Origin of the sequence: Kitasatospora sp. Root107, from assembly GCF_001424875.1 — a bacterium.
GTDB lineage: Bacteria > Actinomycetota > Actinomycetes > Streptomycetales > Streptomycetaceae > Kitasatospora.
Genome location: NZ_LMCT01000004.1, coordinates 56,946 through 81,894, shown reverse-complemented (window position 1 = coordinate 81,894; position 24,949 = coordinate 56,946). Strand labels below are relative to the sequence as shown.

At 70.6% G+C, this 24,949-nt stretch carries 25 protein-coding genes; 13 read left to right on the top strand and 12 right to left on the bottom strand.

Annotated elements, in window-relative coordinates:
* Positions 1–43 precede the first annotated feature (43 nt).
* Both ASC99_RS36910 and ASC99_RS05500 read left to right on the top strand, forming a co-directional pair.
* A complete protein-coding gene (locus ASC99_RS36910) occupies positions 44–184 on the top strand; it encodes a hypothetical protein (RefSeq protein WP_082598102.1) in 141 nt (46 codons plus the stop codon).
* Positions 185–259: 75 nt separating this feature from the next.
* Positions 260–745 carry a peroxiredoxin gene (locus tag ASC99_RS05500; RefSeq protein ID WP_057228896.1) on the top strand — a complete coding sequence of 162 codons (486 nt, stop codon included), beginning with the start codon at positions 260–262 and terminating at the stop codon, positions 743–745.
* A 1-nt stretch (position 746) separates the two neighbouring features.
* On the opposite strand, the gene ASC99_RS39630 is transcribed toward ASC99_RS05500, so the two are convergent.
* The 3 genes from ASC99_RS39630 to ASC99_RS05490 form a co-directional block, all read right to left on the bottom strand.
* Positions 747–884, bottom strand: a complete 138-nt coding sequence (locus ASC99_RS39630) for a hypothetical protein (protein WP_200948279.1) — start codon at positions 882–884, stop codon at positions 747–749.
* Between the two features lie 87 nt (positions 885–971).
* Complete coding sequence (locus ASC99_RS05495; protein WP_057228894.1) at positions 972–1,730, bottom strand: GNAT family N-acetyltransferase; 759 nt, start codon at positions 1,728–1,730, stop codon at positions 972–974.
* A gap of 23 nt (positions 1,731–1,753) precedes the next feature.
* Positions 1,754–4,087 (bottom strand): glycoside hydrolase N-terminal domain-containing protein, encoded by a 2,334-nt coding sequence (locus ASC99_RS05490; RefSeq protein ID WP_057228892.1) that lies wholly within the window; start codon positions 4,085–4,087, stop codon positions 1,754–1,756.
* A gap of 412 nt (positions 4,088–4,499) precedes the next feature.
* On the opposite strand from ASC99_RS05490, the gene ASC99_RS05485 reads away from it, so the two are divergent.
* The 4 genes from ASC99_RS05485 (at position 4,500) to ASC99_RS05475 (ending at position 7,166) form a co-directional block, all read left to right on the top strand.
* Positions 4,500–4,973 carry a Dps family protein gene (locus tag ASC99_RS05485; RefSeq protein ID WP_057228890.1) on the top strand — a complete coding sequence of 158 codons (474 nt, stop codon included), beginning with the start codon at positions 4,500–4,502 and terminating at the stop codon, positions 4,971–4,973.
* A gap of 144 nt (positions 4,974–5,117) precedes the next feature.
* Complete coding sequence (locus ASC99_RS36905; protein WP_057228888.1) at positions 5,118–6,110, top strand: hypothetical protein; 993 nt, start codon at positions 5,118–5,120, stop codon at positions 6,108–6,110.
* A 177-nt stretch (positions 6,111–6,287) separates the two neighbouring features.
* Entirely contained in the window at positions 6,288–6,419 is a 132-nt protein-coding gene (locus ASC99_RS41650; RefSeq protein WP_255359220.1) for a hypothetical protein, read from the top strand.
* A 3-nt stretch (positions 6,420–6,422) separates the two neighbouring features.
* Positions 6,423–7,166, top strand: a complete 744-nt coding sequence (locus tag ASC99_RS05475; RefSeq protein ID WP_057228886.1) for a hypothetical protein — start codon at positions 6,423–6,425, stop codon at positions 7,164–7,166.
* Between the two features lie 28 nt (positions 7,167–7,194).
* Here the strand turns inward: ASC99_RS05475 and ASC99_RS05470 are convergent, their stop codons facing one another.
* Together ASC99_RS05470 and ASC99_RS05465 are read right to left on the bottom strand one after the other, a co-directional pair.
* Positions 7,195–7,959: an aminotransferase class IV gene (locus tag ASC99_RS05470; protein WP_057229225.1), complete on the bottom strand. Its 765-nt coding sequence runs from the start codon at positions 7,957–7,959 to the stop codon at positions 7,195–7,197.
* 36 nt (positions 7,960–7,995) lie between these two features.
* Positions 7,996–8,394, bottom strand: a complete 399-nt coding sequence (locus ASC99_RS05465) for a hypothetical protein (RefSeq protein ID WP_057228884.1) — start codon at positions 8,392–8,394, stop codon at positions 7,996–7,998.
* Between the two features lie 163 nt (positions 8,395–8,557).
* Here ASC99_RS05465 and ASC99_RS05460 point away from each other — a divergent pair, with 163 nt between their 5' ends.
* Entirely contained in the window at positions 8,558–8,992 is a 435-nt protein-coding gene (locus ASC99_RS05460; RefSeq protein WP_057228882.1) for a CBS domain-containing protein, read from the top strand.
* Positions 8,993–8,998: 6 nt separating this feature from the next.
* Here ASC99_RS05460 and ASC99_RS05455 read toward each other — a convergent pair whose 3' ends face one another.
* Complete coding sequence (locus ASC99_RS05455) at positions 8,999–9,526, bottom strand: HAD domain-containing protein (protein WP_057228880.1); 528 nt, start codon at positions 9,524–9,526, stop codon at positions 8,999–9,001.
* Positions 9,523–11,178 carry an FAD-binding dehydrogenase gene (locus ASC99_RS05450; RefSeq protein ID WP_057228878.1) on the bottom strand — a complete coding sequence of 552 codons (1,656 nt, stop codon included), beginning with the start codon at positions 11,176–11,178 and terminating at the stop codon, positions 9,523–9,525. Before ASC99_RS05450 ends, ASC99_RS05455 begins: the two co-directional genes overlap by 4 nt.
* 345 nt (positions 11,179–11,523) lie before the next feature.
* Between ASC99_RS05450 and ASC99_RS05445 the strand changes: the two genes are divergently transcribed.
* A complete protein-coding gene (locus ASC99_RS05445) occupies positions 11,524–12,444 on the top strand; it encodes an SGNH/GDSL hydrolase family protein (RefSeq protein ID WP_057228876.1) in 921 nt (306 codons plus the stop codon).
* A gap of 72 nt (positions 12,445–12,516) precedes the next feature.
* Here the strand turns inward: ASC99_RS05445 and ASC99_RS05440 are convergent, their stop codons facing one another.
* Positions 12,517–14,940 carry an endonuclease/exonuclease/phosphatase family protein gene (locus ASC99_RS05440; RefSeq protein WP_082598100.1) on the bottom strand — a complete coding sequence of 808 codons (2,424 nt, stop codon included), beginning with the start codon at positions 14,938–14,940 and terminating at the stop codon, positions 12,517–12,519.
* Positions 14,941–15,214: 274 nt separating this feature from the next.
* Positions 15,215–16,315, bottom strand: a complete 1,101-nt coding sequence (locus ASC99_RS05435) for a HoxN/HupN/NixA family nickel/cobalt transporter (RefSeq protein WP_057229221.1) — start codon at positions 16,313–16,315, stop codon at positions 15,215–15,217.
* A 227-nt stretch (positions 16,316–16,542) separates the two neighbouring features.
* Between ASC99_RS05435 and ASC99_RS05430 the strand changes: the two genes are divergently transcribed.
* From ASC99_RS05430 to ASC99_RS42020, 5 genes are all read left to right on the top strand, one after another.
* Positions 16,543–18,030 carry a peptide MFS transporter gene (locus ASC99_RS05430; RefSeq protein WP_082598099.1) on the top strand — a complete coding sequence of 496 codons (1,488 nt, stop codon included), beginning with the start codon at positions 16,543–16,545 and terminating at the stop codon, positions 18,028–18,030.
* Between the two features lie 57 nt (positions 18,031–18,087).
* The gene (locus ASC99_RS05425; protein ID WP_057228873.1) at positions 18,088–20,118 is read left to right on the top strand and encodes a CocE/NonD family hydrolase; all 2,031 of its coding nucleotides are present in this window, start codon (positions 18,088–18,090) and stop codon (positions 20,116–20,118) included.
* 25 nt (positions 20,119–20,143) lie between these two features.
* On the top strand, positions 20,144–20,500 hold the full coding sequence (locus ASC99_RS05420) for a hypothetical protein (protein ID WP_057228871.1): 357 nt from the start codon (positions 20,144–20,146) through the stop codon (positions 20,498–20,500).
* Positions 20,452–20,661 (top strand): hypothetical protein, encoded by a 210-nt coding sequence (locus ASC99_RS38265; protein ID WP_157531384.1) that lies wholly within the window; start codon positions 20,452–20,454, stop codon positions 20,659–20,661. Before ASC99_RS05420 ends, ASC99_RS38265 begins: the two co-directional genes overlap by 49 nt.
* A 476-nt stretch (positions 20,662–21,137) precedes the next feature.
* On the top strand, positions 21,138–21,782 hold the full coding sequence (locus tag ASC99_RS42020; protein ID WP_369824172.1) for a hypothetical protein: 645 nt from the start codon (positions 21,138–21,140) through the stop codon (positions 21,780–21,782).
* Between the two features lie 65 nt (positions 21,783–21,847).
* Here ASC99_RS42020 and ASC99_RS05410 read toward each other — a convergent pair whose 3' ends face one another.
* The 3 genes from ASC99_RS05410 to ASC99_RS05400 are packed head-to-tail and all read right to left on the bottom strand — an operon-like array spanning position 21,848 to position 24,949.
* Entirely contained in the window at positions 21,848–23,188 is a 1,341-nt protein-coding gene (locus tag ASC99_RS05410) for a GH1 family beta-glucosidase (protein ID WP_057228870.1), read from the bottom strand.
* A gap of 17 nt (positions 23,189–23,205) precedes the next feature.
* Positions 23,206–24,048 (bottom strand): carbohydrate ABC transporter permease, encoded by an 843-nt coding sequence (locus ASC99_RS05405; RefSeq protein WP_057228867.1) that lies wholly within the window; start codon positions 24,046–24,048, stop codon positions 23,206–23,208.
* Positions 24,041–24,949 (bottom strand): carbohydrate ABC transporter permease, encoded by a 909-nt coding sequence (locus tag ASC99_RS05400; protein ID WP_082598098.1) that lies wholly within the window; start codon positions 24,947–24,949, stop codon positions 24,041–24,043. The genes ASC99_RS05405 and ASC99_RS05400 overlap by 8 nt, the downstream gene beginning before the upstream one ends.

Sequence of the window (24,949 nt, the reverse complement as noted above, 5' to 3'; positions counted from 1 at the left end):
CCGCGACTGACAACGACTGTAACGGGCTGACGGAGCGCCACCAGTGCCGGTGCTCCGCTCCGTCGCCCTGTTCGCCGTCGCCGCCGTCGACGGCTTCCGCCCCACCCGCTCCGACGTCCTCGGCGCGGTGATCTGCCTGGCCGGCGTCGAGGTCATCATGTACGGCCCCGCCGCTGACACCTGATGGGCGTCCTCGGCGCAGCCGCCGGGAGCAAGTACAGTGCCAGAGGCACTGCTTCAGTACGGGAGGGAAAGTTCCATGGCCAAGCCGCCCGAGGTCGGAGCGTCGGCTCCGTCGTTCACGCTGCCCGGCCTCCTGTTGGCCGAGGACCTCGCGGAGCGACGCGAGTACCGGTTGGAAGAGGCCAAGGGCCGTCCGCTGGTGCTGGTGTTCTACCCGGGGGACGACACCCCGGTCTGCACGAAGCAGCTCTGCGAGTACACCTCCGACCTGGACCGCTTCAAGAACCTCGGCGCCACGGTCTGGGGCATCAGCCCGCAGGACCTGGACAGCCACGAACGCTTCGCCCGCAAGCACCGGCTGGCCTTCCCCCTGCTCGCCGACCCGGACCGCGCCGTCGCCCGGGCGTACGGGATCAGCATGCCCGGCCTGGGGCTGCGCCGGTCGGTCTTCATCCTGGACGGCGGCGGCACGGTGACCTGGCGTCACATCGCCCTGGCCGGCCTGACCTTCCAGCACACCGACACCCTGACCGCCCAGTTGGCCACGCTCGCGGAGGGCTGAGTCAGCGCACGTAGGTCTTGAGGATCTCGGTCGGCAACCTGAACCCGACCGGTGACGGCAGGTCGACGCCGTTGCCGTACGCCCGAATCACCGTGGTGCGGTACTGCTCCACCCGGATGCCCTGCCCGATGTGCAGCATGCACTGTCGGAGCAACCCTGGTCGCCTCGTCGACTGAACACATGCCCGGCTCCCACACAAGGCCAGTCGGGCAGGTCGACATGGCGCTCAGGAGCGGGTGAAGGAGTGGCACTCGCCGATCGGCACGAAGCCCCGCCGGGCGTACCACTGGATCGGCCAGTCCTCGGCGTCGGCAACCAGGAAGCACAGTGGCTGTTCGGCAGCCAGGTGCAAGGCGGTGGTGAGCACGGTGTCGCCGTGACCCTGGCCGGTCTGGTCCAGGGCGGTGACCAGGTCCTCGATCTGGGCGATGCCCTCGGCGGGGTCGCGGTAGAGGTCAGCCCAGGCGGCGACCCGGCCGTCGGTGCTGCGTGCGCCGAGGAAGACCACCTCCGGCGCTCCGTTCCGGCGGGCCTCCCGACGGGTGATCAGCTGCTCGACGGCCTCCTCGGAGACCTCCGGCATCCAGTCCCGCAGCCGGGCCCGGTACGGGACCGCCAGTTCGGGGAGGTCCACCGGCGCGGCGAGCACCGACGGAGCCGGCGTCGGGCCCCGGTGGGCCATCACCACCTCGGTCATGTGCTGGTACCCGGCCGCCTCGAAGAGCGGTACGCACGCGGCGCCCGACTCGGCGTCGTAGACGGTCAGTTGGCGGTGCCGGACATGCGCGAGCGCCGCGTCCGCCAGGGTCAGCAGGGCGGCTGGTCCGGCGGCGCTGTCGATGTGCAGCTGATTGTGCTCGTACGACAGGGGGAAGGCCGCGTTCAGAGCCAGGAAGCCCCCCGCCACCTCCCGGACCTCGGTGGCCTGGCGGCGGGCGAAGGCGGTCCGGAAGGCGTTGGCACGCAGCAGCTCACTGGTCGGCATCCGCCGATGGTAGGTCAGGGCGGTCAGCGGTCGAAGCGAATAGTCCGTTCCACCCCGGCTACCAGCAGGTGCCGCACCGGAGCATGCTTGCCCACCGGACCCGATCGCACCGTCACCTCCTGGTCGACCGGACTGCACAGCACCACGGTGACGGCCGCCGGAGACCAGCTCAACGACCGCACCACCGCGCCGAATCGGGTCCGCAGCCCGTACAGGCGCCCGGACGGCAGTGCCTCGGGCAGCGCCGGGAGCAGCACCAGCCGGGCCGGGCCGGTGGCCGTGGCGGGGTGCGAGCGGAGCAGCATTTCGGTCAGCACGGCCGGCAGGGCGTGCGCGACGTCCGCGTTGTACACGTTCCGATCGGGGTAGTGACTGGTCATCAGGGAGCGGAAGTGGAAGCCCCGGAGCAGCAGTTGGGCCAGTTGCCGGCCTGCCAGCAGCGGGTCGTCCAGCCGGGCGGCGGCCAGCGCGCGGTGCAGGTGGCCGTGCCCGGAGTGGTTCTCGTCGCCGCGCAGCAGCAGCGCCGTACGGGCCGCCTCGGCCAAGGCCGGGGTGGTGTCGGGGCTGATCTCGTCCAGCGGCCAGACGGGGTAGAGGTGGCTGACGTGCCGGTGGTCGTAGCTGTCGCCGGACGACGGCCAGGCCCACTCGGCGAGCGCGCCGTCGGCGTTCACCCGGTAGCCCGGGAGCCGGGCGGCGACCGCCCGCCAGTGCGCGCCGGAGGCGGTGGTGTGCCGCTCGGTCAGGTCGGCGGCGGTGAGCAGGGCGTGCCGGGCGGCGGCCAGGTCCATCGTGGCGTTCACCGAGGCGGCGGCCGGGAGTTGGGTGCCGTCGGGGCCGGTCGGATGGTTCTCCGGGGAGTAGGAGGGGACCAGCACGAGCGCACCGGAGGCGTCGGTGCGGGTGAGGAAGTCGGTGTAGAAGTCCGCGACTTCTCCCAGCAGCGGCAGCAACTCCGCACGCAGGAAGTCCAGATCACCCGAGGTCTCCACGTACTCGACCAGCGGTTGCAGCAGCCAGTCCGCACCGGCCGTCCAGAGGTGGTGCGCCCAGCTGTGGTTGAAGTGGTACTGCAGCCCGTTGGTACCGTCGGTGTGCGCAGGCGCGACCACCCCCCGGGTGCCGTAGAGCAGCCGGGCGTTGGTGCGCCAGTCGGCCAGCTGACCCCGGATCAGCGCGGCCAGCGCCATGGTCACCTCGGGCAGGTCGCCGGTGGCCGCGGCGGCGACCTGCAGGTTGAGGTTGGCGTTGGTGGTGAACGCGCCACCCCAGGCGGTGTGCCAGTCACCGGCCCACAGGCCGCAGAGCCGGGGCGGGAGCACGCCGGAGGCGGACAGCAGGTGGTACCGTCCGGCCGCGAACAGCGCTTCCAGCAACGCGGGCTGGAGCGCCGACGGGTCGGCGGCCTGACGCTCCAGCAGCTCGGCGGCGGGCTGCTGCCGGTCGGCCTCCGTCGCGCCGAGGTCCAGCCCGACCCGGTCGTAGGCGGCACCGTGCAGGGCGGCGTGTCGCGCCAGCAGCTCCCCGTGGTCAGCGGGCAACCGGTACATCCCGGTGTCCAGTCGGCTCAACTCGGAAGTCGGGGAGCCGACTTCTCCCCGGGCGGTCCGGGTCAGCACCAGCACCTCCGAAGCGCCGGAGACGTACACCCGGGGTCCGTCGCAGCGCACCGTACCGCCGGTCGCCACGATCCGGGCCGCGCCCCGGTAGCCGTACTCGCTGTCGGGGTATCGGGCGCGCAGGCGCAACAGGGCGGTGTCGCGCGGTAGTTCGGCCGAGCTGGGGATCTCGGCCGGTCGGTACACCGAGCGGACCGCCGCACGCAGGCCGTCCGGGGCACCCGGCAGCCGGCCGTCCAGGCCTATCTCGGCCTCGACCGTGCTCCCCTCGGGGGCGACCAGGCGCTGCACGACCACGTCGTCGGCCCGGGAGACGAAGCACTCGGCCAGCCACTCGCCACCACCCTCCCGCCAGCGGGTGGTCACCACGCCGGTCCGGAAGTCCAGCTCCCGGCGGTACCCGGTGACCTCGCTCCGGCGCGAGCGCACCCAGCCGACGGCGAAGCCCGGGTGGAACGGCTGGACGTACCGAGGCTCCCAGTCGCCGCCGAACCGGCGGACCGCCGCGGCCTGCTCACCCGCGAGCAGCAGATCCTGGACGGCCGCCAGCTCACCGGCCAGCGCGGGCGGCTCGACGCCCGAGGCGGTGTCCGGCAGCACCAGGTCGTGATGGGTGATCACCACCGTCTCGGCATCGGTCCGGCCGTGCACCAGCGCGCCGTGCCGGCCGTTGCCGCTCAGGTAGGCGTCCTCCCAGCGGGTGGCGGGGGCGGTGTCGTGGATGCCATGACGGGACATGAGGCGGGAAGCCTTCCTGGGGTGGTGATCAACATGCACCGTCAAAGCACAGTGTCGAAGCGCTTCAACTTCGCGCCGAGGCTAGGACAGCGAACGGCGACACACAAGGGTTTGCACGAGCTTGATGCTTCAAGTCTTTACGGGACACGGATCGACAGATCGACTCGGAGCGTCGGAGAACGCTCCCCCGACCATGGCCTGGACCAGCTACGACAGCGAAGACCCGCCGGGCGGGCCGGTGGACGGCACCTTGACAGTCCAGGGCATCACTCCGAACTTCGAAGCGCTTCGATCTACAGACCCCGAACGAACTCCCCCGACAGGGCTCGCCAGCGGCGGCGAAATGACTGACTTGTCCGCTTCCCATGCCATGCTGGCCAGCGGAGTCGAACCCAGTCCAGGAGGCAACCCGATGTACGGAATCAAGAGCCCGCTGCCGGACACCGACCGCAAGGTCGTCGGTGAGGCACTGCAGGGGGCGCTGGTCGATCTGATCGATCTCTCCCTGGTGGCAAAGCAGTTGCACTGGAACGTGGTCGGCCCGCGGTTCCGTTCGGTCCACCTCCAGCTGGACGAGGTGGTGGCGCTGGCCCGGCTGCACTCCGACACCGTTGCCGAGCGGGCGGCCGCGATCGGCAGCTCGCCGGACGGCCGGGCCAAGACGGTCGCCGACACCAGCGGGATCTCCACCTCCCCCGAGGGCCAGGTGGTCGACTCGGCCGCCGTCGGCACCCTGGTCGAGGCGCTCGCGGCCGTGATCACCCGGATGCGCGGCCGGATCGACGCCACCGCCGAGGCCGACCCGGTCAGCCAGGACATCCTGATCGGCCTCACCGCCGACCTGGAGAAGTACTCCTGGATGGCCCAGGCGGAGAACACCGCCTGACCTCGTCCGGTCCCTGCTGTCCCCGGCCGCCCACCGCGCTCTTCGGTGGGCGGCTTCGCCATGGCAGGATGATTGACCGAACGTCAACACACGGGGTGCGGGCGAAGGTTCGCAGGCGGACCGGGAGCAGGGGGGCAGGGCCGTATGAGCGGTGACAAGTTCGGGGTCTCGTTGACCGAGCTGGCCGAGATCCAGCGGGACTGGCAGCAGATGAGCGAGCGGATGGCCGAGATGAGCGCCAAGCTCGGCCAGATCAAGAGCACGGTAGCCAAGGCGGTCGCCACCGACCTGATGGCCGCGCCGTTCGCCGGGATCGTCGGCTTCGCCGCGGTGGCCGGCCAGGTGGCCGGCGAGGTCGCGGACATCAACGAGCGCGCCGAGAAGCTCCAGCAGACCAAGGAGAAGCTCACCAAGGCGATCGCCGAGGACGTCCAGAAGCTCCAACAGGTGATCAAGGCCTACCAGGAGGCCGACCGCAAGGCCGAGGAGGATCAGCGCAAGCAGGACAAGGACCGTCAGCAGCCGGACAAGCCGAAGCCCAGCGGCAACGACGACAGTCGCGGCAACGGAAAGGGCAACGGCCACGGCAATGGCCACGGCGGTGACCAGGGCGGCAACGACCACGGCAACGACAGCGGCGACAAGGGCGACGACCCGGACGCGAAGCCGTCGCACGAGGGCAAGATCCCGGTCAAGGACGTCGAGTACAGCGGCCGGGGCTCGTGGAAGAGCGGCGAGGCCGCCGTCCGGGACTACATCAGCCAGACCCTGGACCTGATGGGCATCACCGACCCGAAGGCCCGCGAACAGTGGACCAAGGGCCTGCTCACCATGGCCGGTCGCGAGTCCTCGTACAACTCCCTCCCGCTGGCCAACGGCTGGGACAGCAACGCCACCGGCCCGAAGCAGTCCGACGGCTACCCGGCGAACTCCTCGCGCGGCCCCTGGCAGTGCATCCCGAGCACCTTCGCCGCCTACCACCAGCAGGGGACCTCGACCAACATCTACGACCCGGTGGCCAGTTGCGCGGCCTCGATGAACTACATGATGGACCGTTACAACGTCTCCAAGGATGGCCACGACCTGGCCTCCAAGGTCCAGCAGGCCAACCCCGGCAAGAGCGCCCGCGGCTACTGACGGCGCACACACCAGCAGCCGGGGCGCGGTACCCCGGCTGCTGTGGTCCCGCTCAGGCCCTCCGTCGATCGGGGCCACGGCCGGCGGACCAACCGGTGCCACGAATGCCGGATCGACGGCGAACCGCAGCGGCACCGTCGCACTGCGCGCGGTCTGCGCCGGTGCCAGCATCGACACATGAGATCTGATCAGACCGGGGAGACGGCAGCGGCAGGCCCCGACTGGCGCAAGCGGCTGCTCCTGATCTTCTCCCGGACCCGGCGCGGCCGACCCGCCGAGCCCACCCGGCCGGCCGAGTGCGAGGTCTGACCCGTGGGCACCTGGTACCAGGAGGAGATCCTGGACCCGGGCAAGCAGCCGTTGCTCTTCCTGCTGCTCGGCTTCCTCGGGGCGTTCCTCTTCATCCGGTTCAGCGTGCGGATGATCCGGGCGGAGGTCTCCTGGTGGCCGCAGAACGTCACGCCCGGCGGGCTGCACATCCACCATGTGGTCTTCGGCGTGGTCTTCATGATCATCGGCGGCCTGGGGCTGGCCTCACCGATCGGCGGCAAGCATCCGTGGGCCGAGATCGCGGCGGCGCTCTTCGGTATCGGCACCGCGCTCGTGCTGGACGAGTTCGCACTGATCCTGCATCTGCGGGACGTCTACTGGTCCGAGGAGGGCCGCCTCTCGGTGGACACCGTGGTGCTCGGCGCGGCGGTCTGCGGGTTGCTGTTGCTCGGGGCGGTCCCGTTCGGAGCCGACGAGGCGTCAGCGGACGGCGCACCGGTCTCCGGTTGGACGTACGCGACGACGGTGGCCGTCAACGCGGGTTTCGCCCTCGTCGCGCTCAGCAAGGGCAAGGCGTTCACCGGTCTGCTCGGGATGCTCGTCCCCCTGATCGCCGTGGTCGGCGCGCTCCGGCTGGCCCGCCCCGGGTCCCCGTGGGCGCGGGCCCGCTACCCGGTCGGCAGCCGGAAGGCCGACCGGGCCCGGGTCCGAGAGGAGCGCGAGGGCTGGCAGCGCCGCCTGCGGATCAAGGTCTACAACGCGATCGCCGGAAAGCCCAGCCCGTAACCTCTCGGCCCGTAACCTCCCGCCCGGTTCAGAGCGGCGTACCCGGGAGCCTGGCCCAGGCGGCGGCGAGCTCGGCGAGCACCGGGTGCGCCGGATCGAAGCCGACCTCGTCGACGGTCGCGATCGGACGCACGCCGACGGCCGCGTTGGTGGCGAACGCCGCGTCGTAGGCGGGCAGGTCCCGGAGAGCGACCCGTTCGGTGCGGCCGGGGCCCAGCAACCGCATCGTGGTGCCGGGCAGGTACGCGGCCTGCGGCCAGACCAGCTCACCGCCCCGGATCAGGCCGAGGTTCCAGGTGCCGCCCTCGCTGACGGCGCCGGTGAGGTCGGTGAACAGCGCGTCGTCGTACCCGGCCAGCTGGGCCGACCGGCGGTGGTGCAGGGCCCCGAACAGGCCGACGCTCTTCACCTCGGGCAGGTCCCGGACGTACGGGACCGCGCGGACCCGCAGCGGCGGCAGCTCGGTGCCGCCCGCCGGACGGGTCGTCACCAGGACGGCGGGGGCGGCCTTCCCGGCCAGGCCGGCCAGGTCGAGCGCGGGGTCGAAGACGGTGACCCTCAGCATCAGCGAACCCCCCGGCGGCACCGCCCGGCCCGCGTACTCCCGGACCAGGCCGAGGTCCAGCTCGGTACCGAACAGCGCCAGGCAGTCCTGCCGGAGCCGCTCCAGATGCAGCGTCAGCCCGCGCACCCGGCCGTCGGTCACCCGCATGGTGGTGAAGTGCCCGTAGTTGGTGAGCGCCAGGGCCTGGAGCTCCGCCGGGCGTACCGGCCTGCCGTTCAGTTCCGCCATGCCCGCCAGCATGCCAGGCCCCACGCCCGACGGGTCTCAGCCGGGCAGGCCCTCGCGCACCCGCCGGGAGACCGCGAACTCCTGCAGGTCGAGCGTGCCGGGCGACTCCGCGATGCCAGGACCGCCGGCCTTCACCCAGTCGGTGATCTCGTCCAGCATGTCGTCCGCCAGCACCCAGCCGAGCCAGACCGGCCGCCCACCGGCCGCCCGCCCTTCCGCCGACGGGCTGACCACGACCACGTTGGAGTGGTCGCAGGCGTCCAGGCAGGGCACCGCGCGGACCCGGCCGGACGCGCCGACGCCTTCCTTCAGACGGACCAGTTGCGCCGCGTGGTCGACCTCCGGATGCCGTCGCTCCGTCCCGCAGCAGCACCCCCGGCACACCGTCACCGTCACCGGCGCGGCGGCGGCTTCCTTACGGGCCTTACGAGCCATCAGTTCCCCTCCAACGGGCAGTCGCACTGTTCAGGGGCATGACGCACCCCCGACCGCCGAGGGTATCCGGCGCCGTTCGCTCGCCGTGCGGGCCCTCTCACCGCTGCTTATGGTGACCGAAGTCGCACTCCGGACCTCCCGGGGGCGACTCGGAGGTCAACTCATGATCAAGGCAAGCGACATCATGCACGCCGGTGCCCAGTGCGTCCGGGCCGATCAGACCCTGCTCGACGCCGCCATGATGATGCGGGACATGGGAGTCGGTGCCCTGCCGATCTGCGGCGAGGACCAGATGCTCAAGGGGATCATCACCGACCGCGACATCGTCACCCGATGTATCGCGGAGGGCAAGGACCCGGCCATGATGAAGGCGATGGAGCTGAGCGGCCACCTGCACTGCGTCCGGGCGGACGACAACATGGACGAGGTGCTCAAGAAGATGGAGCAGCACCAGATCCGCCGGATCCCGGTGATCGACAACGACCGGCTGGTCGGCATGATCAGCGAGGCCGACCTGGCGATGGGTCACCGGAACGGCGGCCGGCTGACGGACCAGCAGATCGTCGACTTCATGGACGGCGTCTACGCCAAGCGCTGAGCTCTCTCACACGGGCCACCGGTCACCCGCCGGTGGCCCGTCCGCGCGCGGGCGCAGCCACGCGTCGAGGGTGGCGAAGTCCGCGTCCGTCAGGCCGCACCGCGGGTCGACCCGGTGCAGCGGAGCCTGGCCTCGGTGGTGGGCCTCGACCCAGCTGCGGTCGGCGTCGGTGATCTCGTCGTCGACCCAGGCGAACGGTCGGCCGGCCGCCCGGGCGACCAGCGTCCGGGTCTTCCAGTGCAGGCCGCCGCGTCCGTCGTCCTCGGAAGGCTCCGGCCAGCTGACCACGGGCAGGTCGGGCAGACCGAGCAGTGGGGCGAGGCACTCGTTGGCGTCGGACATCCAGGTCGTGGCCCACACCAACTCGCAGGGCAGCGCCAGCAGCCGGGGCCCGAGCGCGGGGTCGACCCGGTCCAGCAGCGGGTTCGTGCCGGGCTGCCGGTACCCGGTGCCGAAGGTCGGGTAACCGTCGGTCGCCCCGAACGGGATGATCGGCCCGTCGACGTCCAGGAAGAGCAGCGGAACCACGCTCACGCGGTGGCCTTCGCCGCCGCCCGGCCCGCTGCCCGGCCGGAGAAGATGCAGCCGCCGAGGAAGGTGCCCTCCAGCGAGCGGTAGCCGTGCACGCCGCCCCCGCCGAACCCGGCCGCCTCGCCCGCCGCGTAGACGCCGTCGAGCACCGAGCCGTCGGCGCGCAGCACGCGCGAGTCGAGGTCGGTCTCCAGGCCGCCGAGCGACTTGCGGGTGAGGATGTTCAGCCGCACCGCGATCAGCGGCCCGGCCTTCGGGTCGAGCAGGCGGTGCGGGGACGCGGTCCGGATCAGCTTGTCGCCCAGGTAGCGGCGGGCACCGTGAATGGCCGTCACCTGGAGGTCCTTGCTGAACGGGTTGGCCATCTCGCGGTCCCGGGCCTCGATCTCGTGGCGCAGGTCGGCCTCGTCGATCGGCGTGTCCGGGGTCTTCGCGTTCATCCCCCGGACCAGCTCGGTCAGCGAGTCGGCGACCACGAAGTCGACCCCGTGCTTCTTGAACGCCTCGACCGGCCCGGTGGCGCCGGGCAGTGCTCGGCGCAGCACGTCCCGGACCGACTTACCCGTCAGGTCGGGGTTCTGCTCGGACCCGGAGAGCGCGAACTCCTTCTCGATGATCTTCTGGGTGAGCACGAACCAGGTGTGGTCGTGACCGGTCGTCATGATGTGCTCCAGCGTGCCCAGGGTGTCGAACCCGGGGAACAGCGGCACCGGCAGCCGCTTGCCGCGCGCGTCCAGCCAGAGTGAGGACGGGCCGGGCAGGATCCGGATGCCGTGCCTGGCCCAGATCGGGTCCCAGTTCTCGATGCCCTCGGTGTAGTGCCACATCCGGTCGCCGTTGATCAGGTGGCCGCCCGCCGCGCCGGTGATGCCCAGCATCAGGCCGTCCACGTGCGCGGGGACTCCGGAGAGCAGCTTCTCGGGCGGTGTGCCGAGCCGAGCCGGCCAGGCCTTGCGGACCAGCTCGTGGTTGCCGCCGATGCCGCCCGAGGTGACGATCACCGCCTGCGCCCGCAGCTCGAAGGAGCCGGCCACCTCCCGCGAGCTGCCCTCGCCCCGGGCCACCGTGCTGGGCACCAGTACCTCGCCCGTCACAGTGTCGACCGCGCCCGCACTGGCCGACAGCCCGGTCACCCGGTGCCGGAACCGCAGGTCGACCAGCCCCCGCGCGGCGGCGGCCTGCACCCGCCGGGCGAACGGCTCGACCAGGCCGGGACCGGTCCCCCAGGTGATGTGGAACCGCGGCACCGAGTTGCCGGGCCCGCTGGCCAGCAGTCCGCCACGCTCCGCCCAACCGACCACGGGGAAGAACCTGACGCCCTGTCCGTGCAGCCACGAGCGCTTCTCGCCGGCCGCGAAGTCGACGTACGCCTCGGCCCAGCGGCGCGGCCAGGCGTCCTCCGGACGGTCGAAGCCCGCCGTGCCGAGCCAGTCCTGCCAGGCCAGCTCGTGCGAGTCGCGGATCCGCATCCTGCGCTGTTCGGGTGAGTCGACCAGGAACAGACCGCCGAACGACCAGTGCGCCTGGCCCCCGAGCGAGGCGGCGGGCTCCTGGTCGAGCAGGATCACCTTCCGCCCGGCGTCGGTGAGTTCGGCGGTGGCGACCAGGCCCGCCAGCCCGGCTCCGATCACGATGACGTCGGCGTCCAGTGTCACGGGTGATCCTCCAGGGTGAGCAGGCGTGTCCGGATTCTGCGGCCTCCGGCCCACCAGGTCAACCGGCCGGTAACCTCCCCCCGCCGCAGCGCGCTCGCGGAATACCGTCCCGGGCGACCCGCCGGATTCCCGGAACGGGAATTCCTTCCGCTCCGCACCGTAGCGGAATACGTGGCCAAACGATCCGCCATGGAGCGTAATTCCAGGGTCAGTTGACGGATATTCGGTAATTCCGCGGGGCCTCTGGACAGCCTGATTAACCTGCCAGTAACTTACTTGCCAGTAGTAGCCGGCTGATCTGCCCCCACCCACCCGCCGATTCTCTCCACCCCCTCAGGAGGAACCGTGCTCAGCCATGCCCGAAAGCGTCTCCCCGCCCTGCTCGGCGCCCTGTTGGCGACCACCGCCGTCGGTGCGCTGACCGCCCCCACCGCCCAGGCCGGGACCGGCGCGGGCCCGTACGTCGCACTCGGCGACTCGTACGCGGCCGGCGCCCTGGTGCCGAACCAGTCCGGCGGGCTCTGCCTGCGCTCGGACCAGAACTACGGCCACCTGGTGGCCGCCGCACTGCAGAGCACCACGTACACCGACGTCACCTGCTCGGCCGCCAAGGTGAAGCACCTGAACGAGGCCCAGTACGGTCTCTACGAGCCGCAGTTGAACGCCCTCAGGGCGGACACCGCGCTGGTCACCCTGGGCATCGGCGGCAATGACCTCGGGGTCAGCGACCTCGGCGTCGCCGAGCTGATCGCCACCTGCGTCGGCGGGGCCGTGGTCAACCCCTTCGGCACCCCGTGCAAGGACGTCTACGCCGACGGGCACTGGGTCTGGCAGGACTGGCAGTTCCAGTGGGTCTACGGCGAGGACAAGCTGCGCACCCGGATCGCCGCCGCCGAGCCGCAGCTCGCGGACGGTCTGCGCAAGATCCGGGCCAAGTCCCCCAACGCCAAGGTCCTGCTGGTCGGTTACCCCACCGTGGTGCCCTCGAACGGCGCGGCCTGCATCAACCGCCAGCCGGTCACCCCCGGCGACGTCGAGTACCTGCACGGCGTGCTGAGCGACCTGAACGCCATGCTGGCCCGGACCGCCGCCGCGAACGGCGTCACCTACGTGGACACGGCGGGCCCGACCAAGGGGCACGACGCCTGCTCGGACAACCCCTGGATCGAGGGCCTGCTGCCGCAGTCCCCCGCCGCGCCGTTCCACCCGAACGCGGCCGGTGAGCGGGTGATGGCCGACACGGTGCTGCGCACCCTCGGCCACTGACGCCTCCACCGCCCACCGAAACGGTAGTGCCCCGGACCTCAACTGCGGTCCGGGGCACTACCGTTGCTGCCGTTACGGCTTGATGCGGACGATCTGCGGGTCGTGGTCACTCGCCTGCGAGGCGAACTCGCTGTTGATGTGCACCACGTCGTACTCGACGTGCTTCAGCGCCGGGCTGACCAGGCTGTGGTCGAGCACCTGCGAGTTGCCCTGGAAGACGTACGAGTAACGCTCGCTCGCCGGCAGCGAGTTGACCAGGTCCCGGAGCACGCCGTCCTTGGTGAGGGTGGCCAGCGCCGGGGAGAACTGGTAGTCGTTGAAGTCGCCGACCGAGACCACCCGGGCGTTCGGGTCGGCCGCCAGCAGCTTGGCCACGAAGGCCTGCTCGACGGCCGCCTGCTTGGTCCGCTGCTCCTCGGAGCTGCGGGCCGGCTGCTGGAAGCGGCTGTCCAGACCCTGGTCGCCACCCTTGCTGTTGAAGTGGTTGGCGATCACGAAGATCTTCTTGTTGTGGAACTTGAACTCGCCCACCAGCGGCTTGCGGCTGGAGCCCCACGCCTCGTTGCCGGGGTCGATCCGGCCCGGCGAGGCGGTCAGCGAGGCCCACTTGCCGGTGCCGGTGACGTCCACCGCGTCGGTGGCGGTGCCGCCCGGGGTGTCGGTGAAGGTGACCCGGTCCGGGTTGAACAGGAAGACGTTGCGGATGTTGCCGCCGGGCTCGCCGCCGTCCTTGTTGTTCTCCGGGGCGATCGAGCGCCAGTCGTAGGCCGGGCCACCCGCTGCGGCGATCGCGGCGGTGAACTTGGCGATCGTCGAACTCGCATCCACCGTACCGTCGTTGACCGCACCGTTGTTGTCCTGGATTTCCTCCAGGACGATGATGTCGGGCGAACGCAGGTTGGTGACCACACCCTTGGCGAGCTCGGCGAACTTCTCGTCCGGGTCGCTCGGGTCCAGGTTCTCCACGTTGTAGGTGGCGATCGCGACCTCGCTGGGCAGCGCCCGGTCGGTCACCTCTCGCTGCAGGCCGTTGTCCTGCACCGCGCCGAGCGTGGTCGCGGCCAGCGTGTAGCCGCCGAAGCGGTTGTAGTCCAGCGGGCCGTCGGTGATCCCGGCCAGCTGGTCGCCGACGTTCGCGGTCGGGAACGGACGCTCGGTCAGCGGCAGCAGCGACTGGACCATCACCCGGCCGGAGTTGGGCTTGTCGTAGCCGAGGTAGATCGCTCCACCACGGCTGCTGGCGAGGTCCTGCTTGCGGGCCTGCACCCAGAGCTCGCTGTACTGGTCGGTGGCCTGCACGACCCGGACGTCCTCCACCCGGACGTTCATGCCCTCCAGCGACTCGTACCGGTCCAGCGCGTAGTCGGCGGGCGCCAGCGTGCGGCCCTCGATGCTGCCGCCGGCCGCGTCCGGAGCGTACGCCGCCGGGATGCTGTCGCAGTCCAGCACGAACGGCGCGGGCACCGCGTTGCCGGCCGAGAGCACCGTGACGGCGGGTGCGGTCAGCTGGGTGATGGACTGGCCACCCGCGCTGTACGCCGGGTAGTACTCGGCGACCTTGCCGGTCACCAGCACCGAGTCGCCGACCGCCACGGTCGGGGTGCTGCCGGTGTAGACGAACAGGCCCTCGCTGGTGGCCGGGTCGGCGTCCGGGGTCGGGTCCTGGATCCAGAAACCCTTGGAGCCGTAGGTGCGCACACCGGTGACGATGCCGGGAATGCCCGCGATGGTCTTGCCGGTCTTCGGCGACAGCCGGGTGCTGCCCTGGATGTCGTGGATCCGGACGCTGCCCGGCTCGACCGGACCGGTCGGGGTGTCGCCGCCCTCGGGCGCCTCACCGGCGGAGTTGACCGGGGTCGGCACCCCGGCCTTGAGGTCGGCGGCATTGTCGTCGGTGTCGGGCAGGCCCGAAGTACGCGCCACCGAGGCGGTGTTGCTCGCTCCGGTGACCGGGCCCGAACCCTCCCGGACCACGGCGGTGCCGAAGCCGACCAGGTCCTTGATCCGCGGGTCGGCGGCACAGTCGGCGGCGGTCTTGCAGGTCAGCGGGTCGGTGCCCTGGACCAGCGCGATCGTGCCACTGGTGCCGGAGAGCGTCAGGGTGCCGGTGGCGTCCGGAGTGGGCAGCGCCACGGTGCCGCCGGTGCCGGCGGCCGCCGCGATCAGGTAGCGGCCGCCGGGGGCGACCGAGCCGGTCAGCGCGGTGACGCCCCACTTCGAACCGGCACTCGGGGCGCCCGGCAGGTACTGCACGCTGTACCCGGCCAGGCCGAAGGCCGCGCCGCCCTTGTTGGCCAGCTCGATGAAGTCGTTCTTCAGCGTGGCACCGGAGTTGCCACCGCCGCCGTACACCTCGGAGATCACCACGTCGGCCGAGGGCGCGGCGAGGGCACTCGGGAGCGGGGCGAGCACGAGCGAACCCGCCACGGCGACGGGCAGGACGGCCGCACGCAGCAGGCTGCGGCGGGAACGGCGGGGAGCGGTGGACTTGGTCACCGGGCAGAACTCCTCGGTCCAAGCTCGCGACGCGCGTGGGGTCGCCGGGAGCTGAGGGTGGGTCAGGCAGCGCACGACGGCGCACTACCCGCGTAGATCACGTGCCGGGCAGATCCGGCGGGCCCCAAGATACGCGCGTAGAAAATGACCCGACAAGGGGTTGCCCGTTAACAGTTGGATACCGCCGGGAGACGGCTGACCACCCGGTACGGCGGGCAGTGCTCCCGGCCCGGGCCGTGGTGCTCAGACGTGCACGACGCGAGCTGAGTGGGCGTCAGTCCCGGGCGGCGGCCTTCTCCAGGCCGGCCGACCAGCGCTCCTCGACCCGGCCGAGCTTCCAGTACCCGACCGCCCCGGCCCAGGTGAGCACGAACAGGCCGACGATCGCGTACCCGACCATGTCCAGGTCGATCGCACCGATCCAGGCCACCGGGCCCGAGCTGATGTCGAGCTTCTCGCCGAGCAGGCCGACCAGCTCGATGGTGCCGATCACCAGCGCGACCAGCACCGAGAGGCCGGTGACGGTGAGGTTGTAGTAGATCTTGCGGACCGGCTTGGAGAACGCCCACTCGTAGGCGAAGTTCATGAACGAGCCGTCGATCGTGTCCAGCAGGCTCATGCCCGCCGCGAACAGCACCGGCAGCACCAGCAACGCGTACCAGGGCAGCTGGAAGGCGGCCGCGCCGCCGGCCAGCACCAGCAGCGAGACCTCGGTGGCGGTGTCGAAGCCGAGCCCGAAGAGCAGGCCGACGGGGTACATGTGCCAGGGCTTGGTGACGGCCCGGGTGACCCGGCCGAGGATCCGGTTCAGGAAGCCGCGCTTGTCGAGCTGGCGCTCCAGCTCGTCCTCGTCGAACTCGCCCTGACGCATCTTCCGGAACACCTTGAGGATGCCGTTGAAGGCACCCAGGTTGATCAGGCCGATCAGCAGCAGGAACACGCCCGAGACGCCGACCCCGATCAGACCGGTCAGGTCGTGCAGGGTGGAGTCGTCCGACTCGACCTGCCCGGCCAGCGACTGGATGCCGAAGGCCAGCAGCGCGCAGAGGCCGAAGACCACCGAGGAGTGCCCGAGCGAGAACCAGAAGCCGACCGAGAGCGGACGCTGCCCCTGCCCCATCAGCTTGCGGGTGGTGTTGTCGATCGCCGCGATGTGGTCCGCGTCGAAGGCGTGCCGCATCCCCAGCGTGTAGGCGGTCAGCCCCATCCCGACGCCGAAGACCTGTCCGCCGACGTCGTACTGCTCAGGGGCGACCAGCCCGATCAGGGTGAACCACCCGATCACGTGCAGCGCCAGGACGAAACCCCCCATCCCGGCGAGTCGCAGCCACTCCGGACGGGTGAGCCGGTCGCGCAGTCGGCCGGTCGCAGCCATGCGGCAGTCCTCCATGAAGTCGTACGAGATGCCCAGGTCGCCGAGCTGGGCCATCTTTCCCCGTACTGGGTCGCAGTTGCAAGCCATGTGCAACTGCGCCACCCCGGCGCATCGGAGCACTCGGGCCGCCCTGACGGCGCGGCAGCTCACATTCCGTCAGGAAATAGGAGTAAAAGTCATCTATTGTCTGATTCGGTGATCACCGGGACCGACCGAAGGCAGCTCCCTTGCTGAACAGCACAGACATCGAAAGCCAGGACTCCGCCCGACTGGACCACTCCTTCTTCGGTCACCCCCGCGGCCTGCTCACCCTCTCCGGCCTGGAGGTCTGGGAGCGGTTCTCGTTCCTCGGCATGCAGGCCATCCTGGTGCTCTACTTCGCCGACTCGGTCTCGAACGGCGGCCTCGGCATGCTGCAGGGGACCGCCGCCTCGGTGGTCTCCGCCTACGGCACCCTGGTCTACCTGACCTCGGTGGTCGGCGGCTGGGTGGCCGACCGGATGCTCGGCTCCTACCGGGCCGTGCTCTATGGCGGCGTGCTGATCGCCTGCGGGCACTACGCGATGTCGGTGCCCACCGCCACCATGACCTGGGTCGGCCTCGGCCTGATCGTGATCGGCACCGGCTTCCTGAAGCCCAACGCGGCCACCCTGGTCGGCGGGCTCTACTCCACCGACGACGACCGCCGGGACGCGGGCTTCGCCCTCTACTACATGGCGATCAACATCGGTGCCTTCGCCGGCCCGCTGGTCAGCGGCTGGCTCGGCCAGAACAAGGGCTGGCACTGGGGCTTCTCGGCCGCCGCGATCGGGATGACCTTCGGGGTGATCCAGTACGTGCATGGCCGCTCCACGCTGCACCGCGACCGCGGCCCGGTGCACCCGCTCACCGACGCCGAACGCACCCGCTGGGCCGGCCGGGCGGTGGCGGTGGTGCTCCTGGTGGCCGCCGTCGGGGTGCTGCTGCAACTCGTCGGCTGGCTCACCATGGACCGCGCCGTCGACCTGATCACGCTGGTCTCGGTACTGGCCCCGATCGCCTACTTCGCGGTGATGTTCCGCAGCCCCGAGGTGACCCGCGAGGAGCGCGGCCGGCTGCGGCCGTACATGGTCCTCTTCCTCGCCTCGGTGGTCTTCAACCTGGTGCTGTTCTCCTCCTACACCACGCTCGCCCTGCTCGCGGTGGACCACGTGGACAACAGCATCTTCGGCTGGCACTTCCCGTCCAGCTGGTGGACCTCCATCCTGGGCGCGATCGAGGTGCTGCTCGCCCCGGTGATCGCCGCACTCTGGGTACGGCTGGACCACCGCCAGCCGCACGCCTCCCGGAAGATCGCCTACTCGCTGTTCGCGGCCGGCATCTCCTTCCTGATCCTGGTCCCGGCCACGGCGGGCAAGAGCGGCGACTACCAGATCGCCGGGCTCTGGCTGCTCGGCTGCTACCTCTTCATGGGCGGCGGCGACATCCTGCTGGAGACCACCGGCATGTCCGCCACCAGCAAACTGGCGCCCCGTCACTTCGCCAGCCAGACCATGGCGGTCTGGTTCCTCTCGCTCGCCCTCTCCCAGGGCATCGCCGCCCAGCTCACCAAGCTCTACGGCGAGATCGCCGACTCGGTGTACTACGGCGCGCTCGGCCTGTTCGCCGTGGCCGCCGGGATCGCGCTGTACCTCGCGCTCCCCTGGATGCGCCGGACCATGCACCCCGTTCACTAGGTCGTGACCCGCTGATCCGACCTGATCCCACACGGCCACACCCAGGAGGTCCCCGCCATGCAGCACCCCGACAGCTACCCGTACGGGACCACCCGCGAGGACCTCCGCATCCCGCTGGCCGACGGCACCGAGCTGTACGCCCGGATCTGGCGCCCCGTCACCGACCAGCCCGTGCCCGCCCTGCTGGAGTACCTGCCGTACCGGCTCACCGACTGGACGGCGCCGCGCGACGCCCAGCGCCACCCGTGGTATGCGGGCCACGGCTACGCCTCGGTCCGGGTCGACGTCCGGGGCCACGGCAACTCCGGCGGGCTGCCCGGCGACGAGTACTCCGCGCAGGAGCTGGCCGACGGGGTCGCGGTGGTGGAGTGGCTGGCCGCGCAGCCCTGGTGCAGTGGGCGGGTCGGCATGTTCGGGATCTCCTGGGGCGGCTTCAACAGCCTGCAGATCGCGGCGCTGGCACCTCCCGCCTTGCAGGCCGTGGTCACGGTCTGCTCGACCGACGACCGGTACGACAACGACGTGCACTACATGGGCGGTTCGCTGCTCGCCGTCGACATGCACGCCTGGTCCGCCACCATGCTCGCCTTCGTCGGGCGGCCGCCGGACCCGAAGTACGTCGGCGAGGACTGGCGGCGGATCTGGCGCTCCCGCCTCGAAGCCGTCGACCCGTTCATCCACCCCTGGCTCTCGCACCAGACCCGGGACGACTACTGGCGGCACGGCAGCGTCTGCGAGGACTACGGCGCGATCAAGGCCGCCGTGCTCGCCGTCGGCGGCTGGGCCGACCCCTACCGGGACACCGTGCTGCGGCTGGTCGAGCACCTGGACGCGCCGGTCCGCGGCATCATCGGCCCCTGGTCGCACCAGTACCCCGACCGGGGCCTGCCGCCGGGCCCGGCGATCGGCTTCCTGCAGGAGACGCTGCGCTGGTGGGACCACTGGCTCAAGGACGTCGACACGGGGGTGCTGGCGGAGCCCGCGCTGCGCACCTGGATGAACGAGTCGGTGCCGCCCGCGACAGTGTACGCCAACCGGCCCGGACGGTGGGTCGGCGACGAGTCCTGGCCCTCGCCGGACGTCCGCGAGATCCACTACGGCCTGGACGACGTGCTGCGCACGGCCGGCACCTCTTCCCTGGACCGTTTCGTACGGGTCCGCTCCCCCCAGCACACCGGCGTGGACGCCGGGCGGTTCTTCCCGTTCGGCAACGCCTCCGACCTGCCGCCGGATCAGCGCGAGGAGGACGGCCGCTCGGTCTGCTTCGACACCACCCCACTGCCCGAACCGGTCGAGATCCTCGGCAACACCTCGGTCCGCCTCCGGGTGCGCTGCGACACCCGGCGCGGGCAGGTGATCGCCCGGCTCTGCGACGTCGCGCCGGATGGCTCCTCCACCCTGGTCACCCGGGGCGTGCTCAACCTGACCGCCCGTCAGGGCCGTGACCGGGTGGTCGAGTGGACCCCGGGTTCGGTCGAGGAGGTCGAGTTCTCCCTGGTCTCCATCGCCCACGCCTTCCCGGCCGGCCACCGGATCCGGCTCGCCCTCTCCTCCGCCTACTGGCCCTGGATCTGGCCCCAGCCGGATGCCGCCGGCTTCGAGATCGACCCCGGCCACAGCGTGCTCGCCCTGCCGGTCCGTCACCTGGCTGCCGACGCGGGCTCCGCACCGATCACCTTCGAGTCCCCCGAGCAGTCCGTCGGCCTGGACGTCCAGCACACCGAACCACTCACCGCCCGCCCCGAACGCCAGGTCCTGCGCGACGTGGCCACCGGCGAATGGCGCCTCGAGGTCGACCCCAACTACGGCGGCTCCCGCCGCTACCCCGACGGCCTGATCTTCGACGAACAGGCTGTCGAGGCCTACCGCATCCTCACCGACGACCCGCTCTCCGCCACCACCCGCTCCGACTGGACCGTCCGCCTGCAACGCCCCGACCTCGGCTGGGACGTCACCGTCCGCACTCGCTCCGAAATCACCTGCGACGCCACCCACTTCACCACCCGCAGCCGTCTCACGGCTCTGGAGGCCGGCGACGTGATCTTCGAGCGGGACTGGGAGCGGCGCATCCCGCGCACGGCGTCCTGACGACGGTCTGGCAGGCTTCCTGGTCATGACCGCACTGGACGTCCTGACCGAGTTCGGCCGCACCGGCCTGATCGGGCCGGTCGGCTGCCGGGTACCGCTGCCCGAGCTGGCCGCCGCCCTCGGGCCGCCGTGGGTGGGCGATCCGGTCGACAAGCGTTGGCGCTGGCCGCACTGGTTCGGCTACGGCGACCTGCAACTGGTGGTCTGCCGCTGCCGGTTGGTGACCATGGTGATCGTGCCGGCCTGGCACGGCGAGGTGGAGTACCCGGTGGCTGCACCTTCGAGTCGGAGCTGCCGCTCAGCGCAGTGCTCGCCCGGCTGGACGCTCTGGGCGTGTCCTGGACCAGGGACGACCGCATCGACGGCCAGTGCACCGTGCTGACCGAACCGGGCGGCGTGGCCGTCAGCTTCTGCTTCACCACCCGGGACGACTACGACGGCCCACTCCTCGCCGACCCGGTCCTCAACAAGGTGGTCAGCCACGACCCCCACGACTGCCCACCCATCCCGGCCAGCACTCCGGACGACGGCTACGGGGCCTGACCGCCTGACACGTGAGAAAAGGTGTTGGCGCTCGATCGGCCGGGAGCGACAATCGGCTCTTCTGAGTCAGGGGAGCGCAGTTGGCCGATGTCTTCGCGTGTTCGGGGTGCGGGACCGTCCTGACCGCACCGGTGGAGCGGGTGGTGCTGCCCGTTCATGCAAACCACAAATACGGAAACGGGGTTCGTCTCCCAGCCCTGATGGCCACCGGGACGTACGCTGTCGATCCCCAGCCGATAGGGCTGCCTTGGCGACTGTGGGACGAAATCGGGGCGGACGAGGCGGCAGCCCGCGGCGTGTTCGCACCGGTCTACTCGGTCTCTGAGGGTCCGTCGGATTCGGTGGTCCTGGCCCCGGGTGACACCCGTGCGCTGCGATTCATCCTGGAGCGGTGCGACGGGTACTGCTGCGGAGTGGACGGCGGGGACGGGCCCAACCTCGCCTGTGCGCAGTGTGGCCAGGAGGTGGGTTCCCGCATGGACGTCTGCTCGTTCTGGCAGGAGGTGCGGCTCGACCCGCAGGCCGTGCGCCGTGTCGCGGTGGACGGCCCTGCCCCCGCTCCGGCCGACTGGGAGACGGTGCTCGCCGAGGAACGGCTGGCCATGCCGTCGGTGGATCTGACGGGGTGGTGGGGCCCGGAGTCGGACGTCGCGGCCGGCGTGGCGATGGCCCACCTGCTGGTGGCTTCGGGAGGTGCCCCGCTCAGCTTCAAGCCCGGGCCCGTCGCGAATCTGTTCCGTCGCGCGATCGCCGCCTGGCTCCCGCCGGGACCGACGGCGAAGACGGTGGACCTGGCCGGACCGGGGCTACGCTCCCTCGACCCCGCACCCGACATCAGCCTGGTACCGCGCCACCCCCGGACCGGTGAGCCGTGGCAGCCGCCCGACGCTGGGGAGACCGTGCCGCTTTCGGCTGGACTGTGGCTTCAACTCGCCTTCCAAGGCACCTGGTTGCGCGCTCCCGCGACCGGCGGAATGCCCGAAGGGGTGCTTCGGGACGATCCGCTTCCACCGTATTCCAACAGACCGACCGATCCCAACCCGTGGGCGTGTCACTACACCCTCGCCCGGCTGCCCGCCGTCCGGGAGCCCTGGCTGTGGAGGATCTACGTCGGGATGTAGCGTCGCCGCCCGGATGTCGTTCCCCCGCAGTACGCAGAGCGAGGGAACGACATCCGGCCGAGGCACTACCGCGAGCGGTGGTTGCGGATGAGTTCCGCGTAGCGGTGGCCGCTGGTCTTGATGGTGCGTTGCTGGGTCGCGTAGTCGACGTGGACCAGGCCGAAGCGCTTGTCGTAGCCGTACGCCCACTCGAAGTTGTCCAGCAGGGACCAGGCGAAGTAGCCCGCCAGCGGGGCGCCTTGGGCGACGGCCCGGGCACAGGCGGCCAGGTGCTGCTCGAAGTAGGCCGTCCGCTCCGGGTCGTGGATGGCGCCGTCGGCGGTCACGGTGTCCTGGTAGGCGGAGCCGTTCTCGGTGACGTAGATCTTTCCGGCGCCGTAGTCCTCGGTGAGGCGGAGGATCAGCTGTTCCAGGCCCGGGCCGTGCACCTCCCAGTCCATCGCGGTGTGTTCGGCGTTCGGGCCGCGGACCTGGCGGAAGCCGGGGGCCGGGGCGGTCGGGTCGTCGGCGACGAACTGGCGGAAGTAGTAGTTGAGTCCGATCCAGTCCAGCGGGGCGCCGATCAGGTCGAGGTCGCCGTCCTGGATCGGGAGGTCGACGCCGTAGAGCTTGACCATGTCCTCGGGGTAGCCCCGACCGAACACCGGGTCCAGCCACCAGCGGTTGATGTGGCCGTCGGCGCGGACGGCGGCCGCCAGGTCCGCCTCGCCGGAGGAGGCGGCCTCGATCGGGCTGAGGTTGTTGACGATGCCGATCTGCGCGCCGGGGACGGTGGAGCGGAGCACCTGCACAGCCAGGCCGTGGCCCAGATGCAAATGGTACGAGGCCCGGACGGCGGTGGTCAGGTCGGTGATGCCCGGCGCCATCGTGCCGTCCAGGTGGCCGATCCAGGCCGAGCAGAGCGGCTCGTTGAGGGTGGCCCAGTGGGTGATCCGGTCCCCCAGCCGCGCGGCCACCACCTCGGCGTACTCGGCGAACCGCAGGGCGGTGTCGCGGACGGCCCAGCCGCCCCGGTCCTGCTGGGCCTGCGGGAGGTCCCAGTGGTAGAGGGTGGGGAAAGGGGTCATCCCGGCGGCAAGCACGGCGTCGGTGAGGCGGTCGTAGAAGTCCAGCCCTGCCGGGTTGACCACGCCGTCGGCGAGCGGCACCACCCGGGGCCAGGCGATCGAGAACCGGTAGGCGTCCAGGCCGAGTTGGCGGGCCAGGCCGAGGTCCTCGGGCCACCGGTGGTAGTGGTCGCACGCCACGTCGCCGGTGTCGCCGTTGTCGACCTTGCCGGGGATGTGGGAGAAGGTGTCCCAGATCGAGGGCGCCCGGCCGTCCTCGTTCACCGCGCCCTCGATCTGGTAGGCGGCGGTGGCCGCGCCCCAGAGGAAGTCGTCGGGGAGAGCACTGAGATCCATCATCTGCCTTTCGGAGAGGGTCACTTGACGGCCCCGGCGGTGAGCCCGGCGACCAGGTAGCGCTGCAACAGCAGGAATCCGGCGACCACGGGCACGCTGACCACCAGGGACGCGGCCATGACCTGGTTCCAGTACACGTCGTTCTGGGTGGCGTAGCCCTGCAGCCCGACCGAGAGGGTGCGGGTGGTGTCGTTGGTCATCACCGAGGCGAACAGCACCTCGCCCCAGGCGGTCATGAAGGCGTACACGCTGACCGCGACGATCCCGGGGGTGGCGGCCGGCACCACGATCCGCACCAGGGTGCGCAGCGGGCCGCAGCCGTCCACCGCCGCCGCCTCGTCCAAGTCCCTTGGGATGGAGTCGAAGTAGCCGACCAGCATCCAGATCGAGAACGGCAGCGAGAAGGTCAGATAGGTCAGGATCAGCCCGCCCCGGCTGCCGTACAGCGCGACGCCGGTGGCGTTCCCGATGTTCACGAAGATCAGGAAGAGCGGCAGCAGGAACAGGATGCCGGGGAACATCTGGGTGGAAAGCACCGTGACGGTGAACAACTTCCGTCCCCGGAAGCGGTACCGGCTCACGCCGTACGCGGAGAAGATCGCGATCAGCACCGACAGCACGGTCGCACTCACCGACACGATCAGCGAGTTGACGAAGTAGTCGGCCAGCGGGACGGTGCTCCAGATGTCCAGGTACGGACGGAACGTCAGCTCGCTGGGGATCCACCGGAACGGGCCCTGGACGTCCTGCAGCGGCTTGAGCGAGGAACTGACCATCACCAGCACGGGGGTGAGGGTGAAGGCGGTCAGCAAGGTGAGGAAGATCCGGCGGGTCCAGAGGAACGAAGGTGGGGGCTTAAGCATCGGCGTCCCTCCGGCGTGAAGTGAAGAAGAGGTAGATGGCGGTCACCAGGAGCAGGAAGAGCAACAGCAGCACGGACATCGCCGACCCCGCCCCGAAGTTCCAGGTGACGAAGGAGGATTGGTAGATGTGGATGGAGATCAGGTCGGCCTGCTCCGGTGCGGACTTCCCGAACAGCACGTAGGGCGTGTTGAAGTCGTTGAAGGTCCACAGGAAGAGCACCAGCACCAGCACCTGGTTGACCGGCCGGAGCGAGGGCAGGGTGATCTTGCGCAGCTGCTGCCAGACCCCGGCGCCGTCCATCGCCGCCGCCTCGTACAGCTCGCGCGGGATGTTCTGCAGGCCGGCCATCAGGGTGAGGAAGGCGAACGGCCAGGTCTTCCAGACCGCCACCACCACCAGCGCGGTGAAGCTGTTGTCGCCGATCAGCCAGAACGGCTTCTCGTCGAACAGGTACAGCTGGTCCACCAGCAGGTGGTTCACTAGTCCGGTGTCCCGCTGGAACATGAACGACCAGGTGATCACCGCCGCGTACACCGGCAGGGCGTACGGGATCAGGAAGAGCGTCCGGAGCAGCCCGCGGCCCCGGAACGACTCCTGCAGGAAGACCGCCGCCGCCGTCCCCAGCAGCCAGGAGAACCCGACTGCCAGGGCGGTGAACAGGCAGGTGACCCAGAACGAGTTCAGCAGCGACTGGCCGATCGGAGCGGAGAAGTCCACCGACACGCGGTAGTTGTCGAGGCCGGACCACGGAGCGGTCGACCAGTCCCGGATGTAGAACTGGGTGAGCTGCTTGAAGCTCATCACCATGCCGACCACCATCGGGACCAGGTGGATCAGCAACTCCAGGGCGAGCGCCGGGAGTAGGAGCAGGTAGGGCAGGCCAAGTCGCCGTCTGGTCAT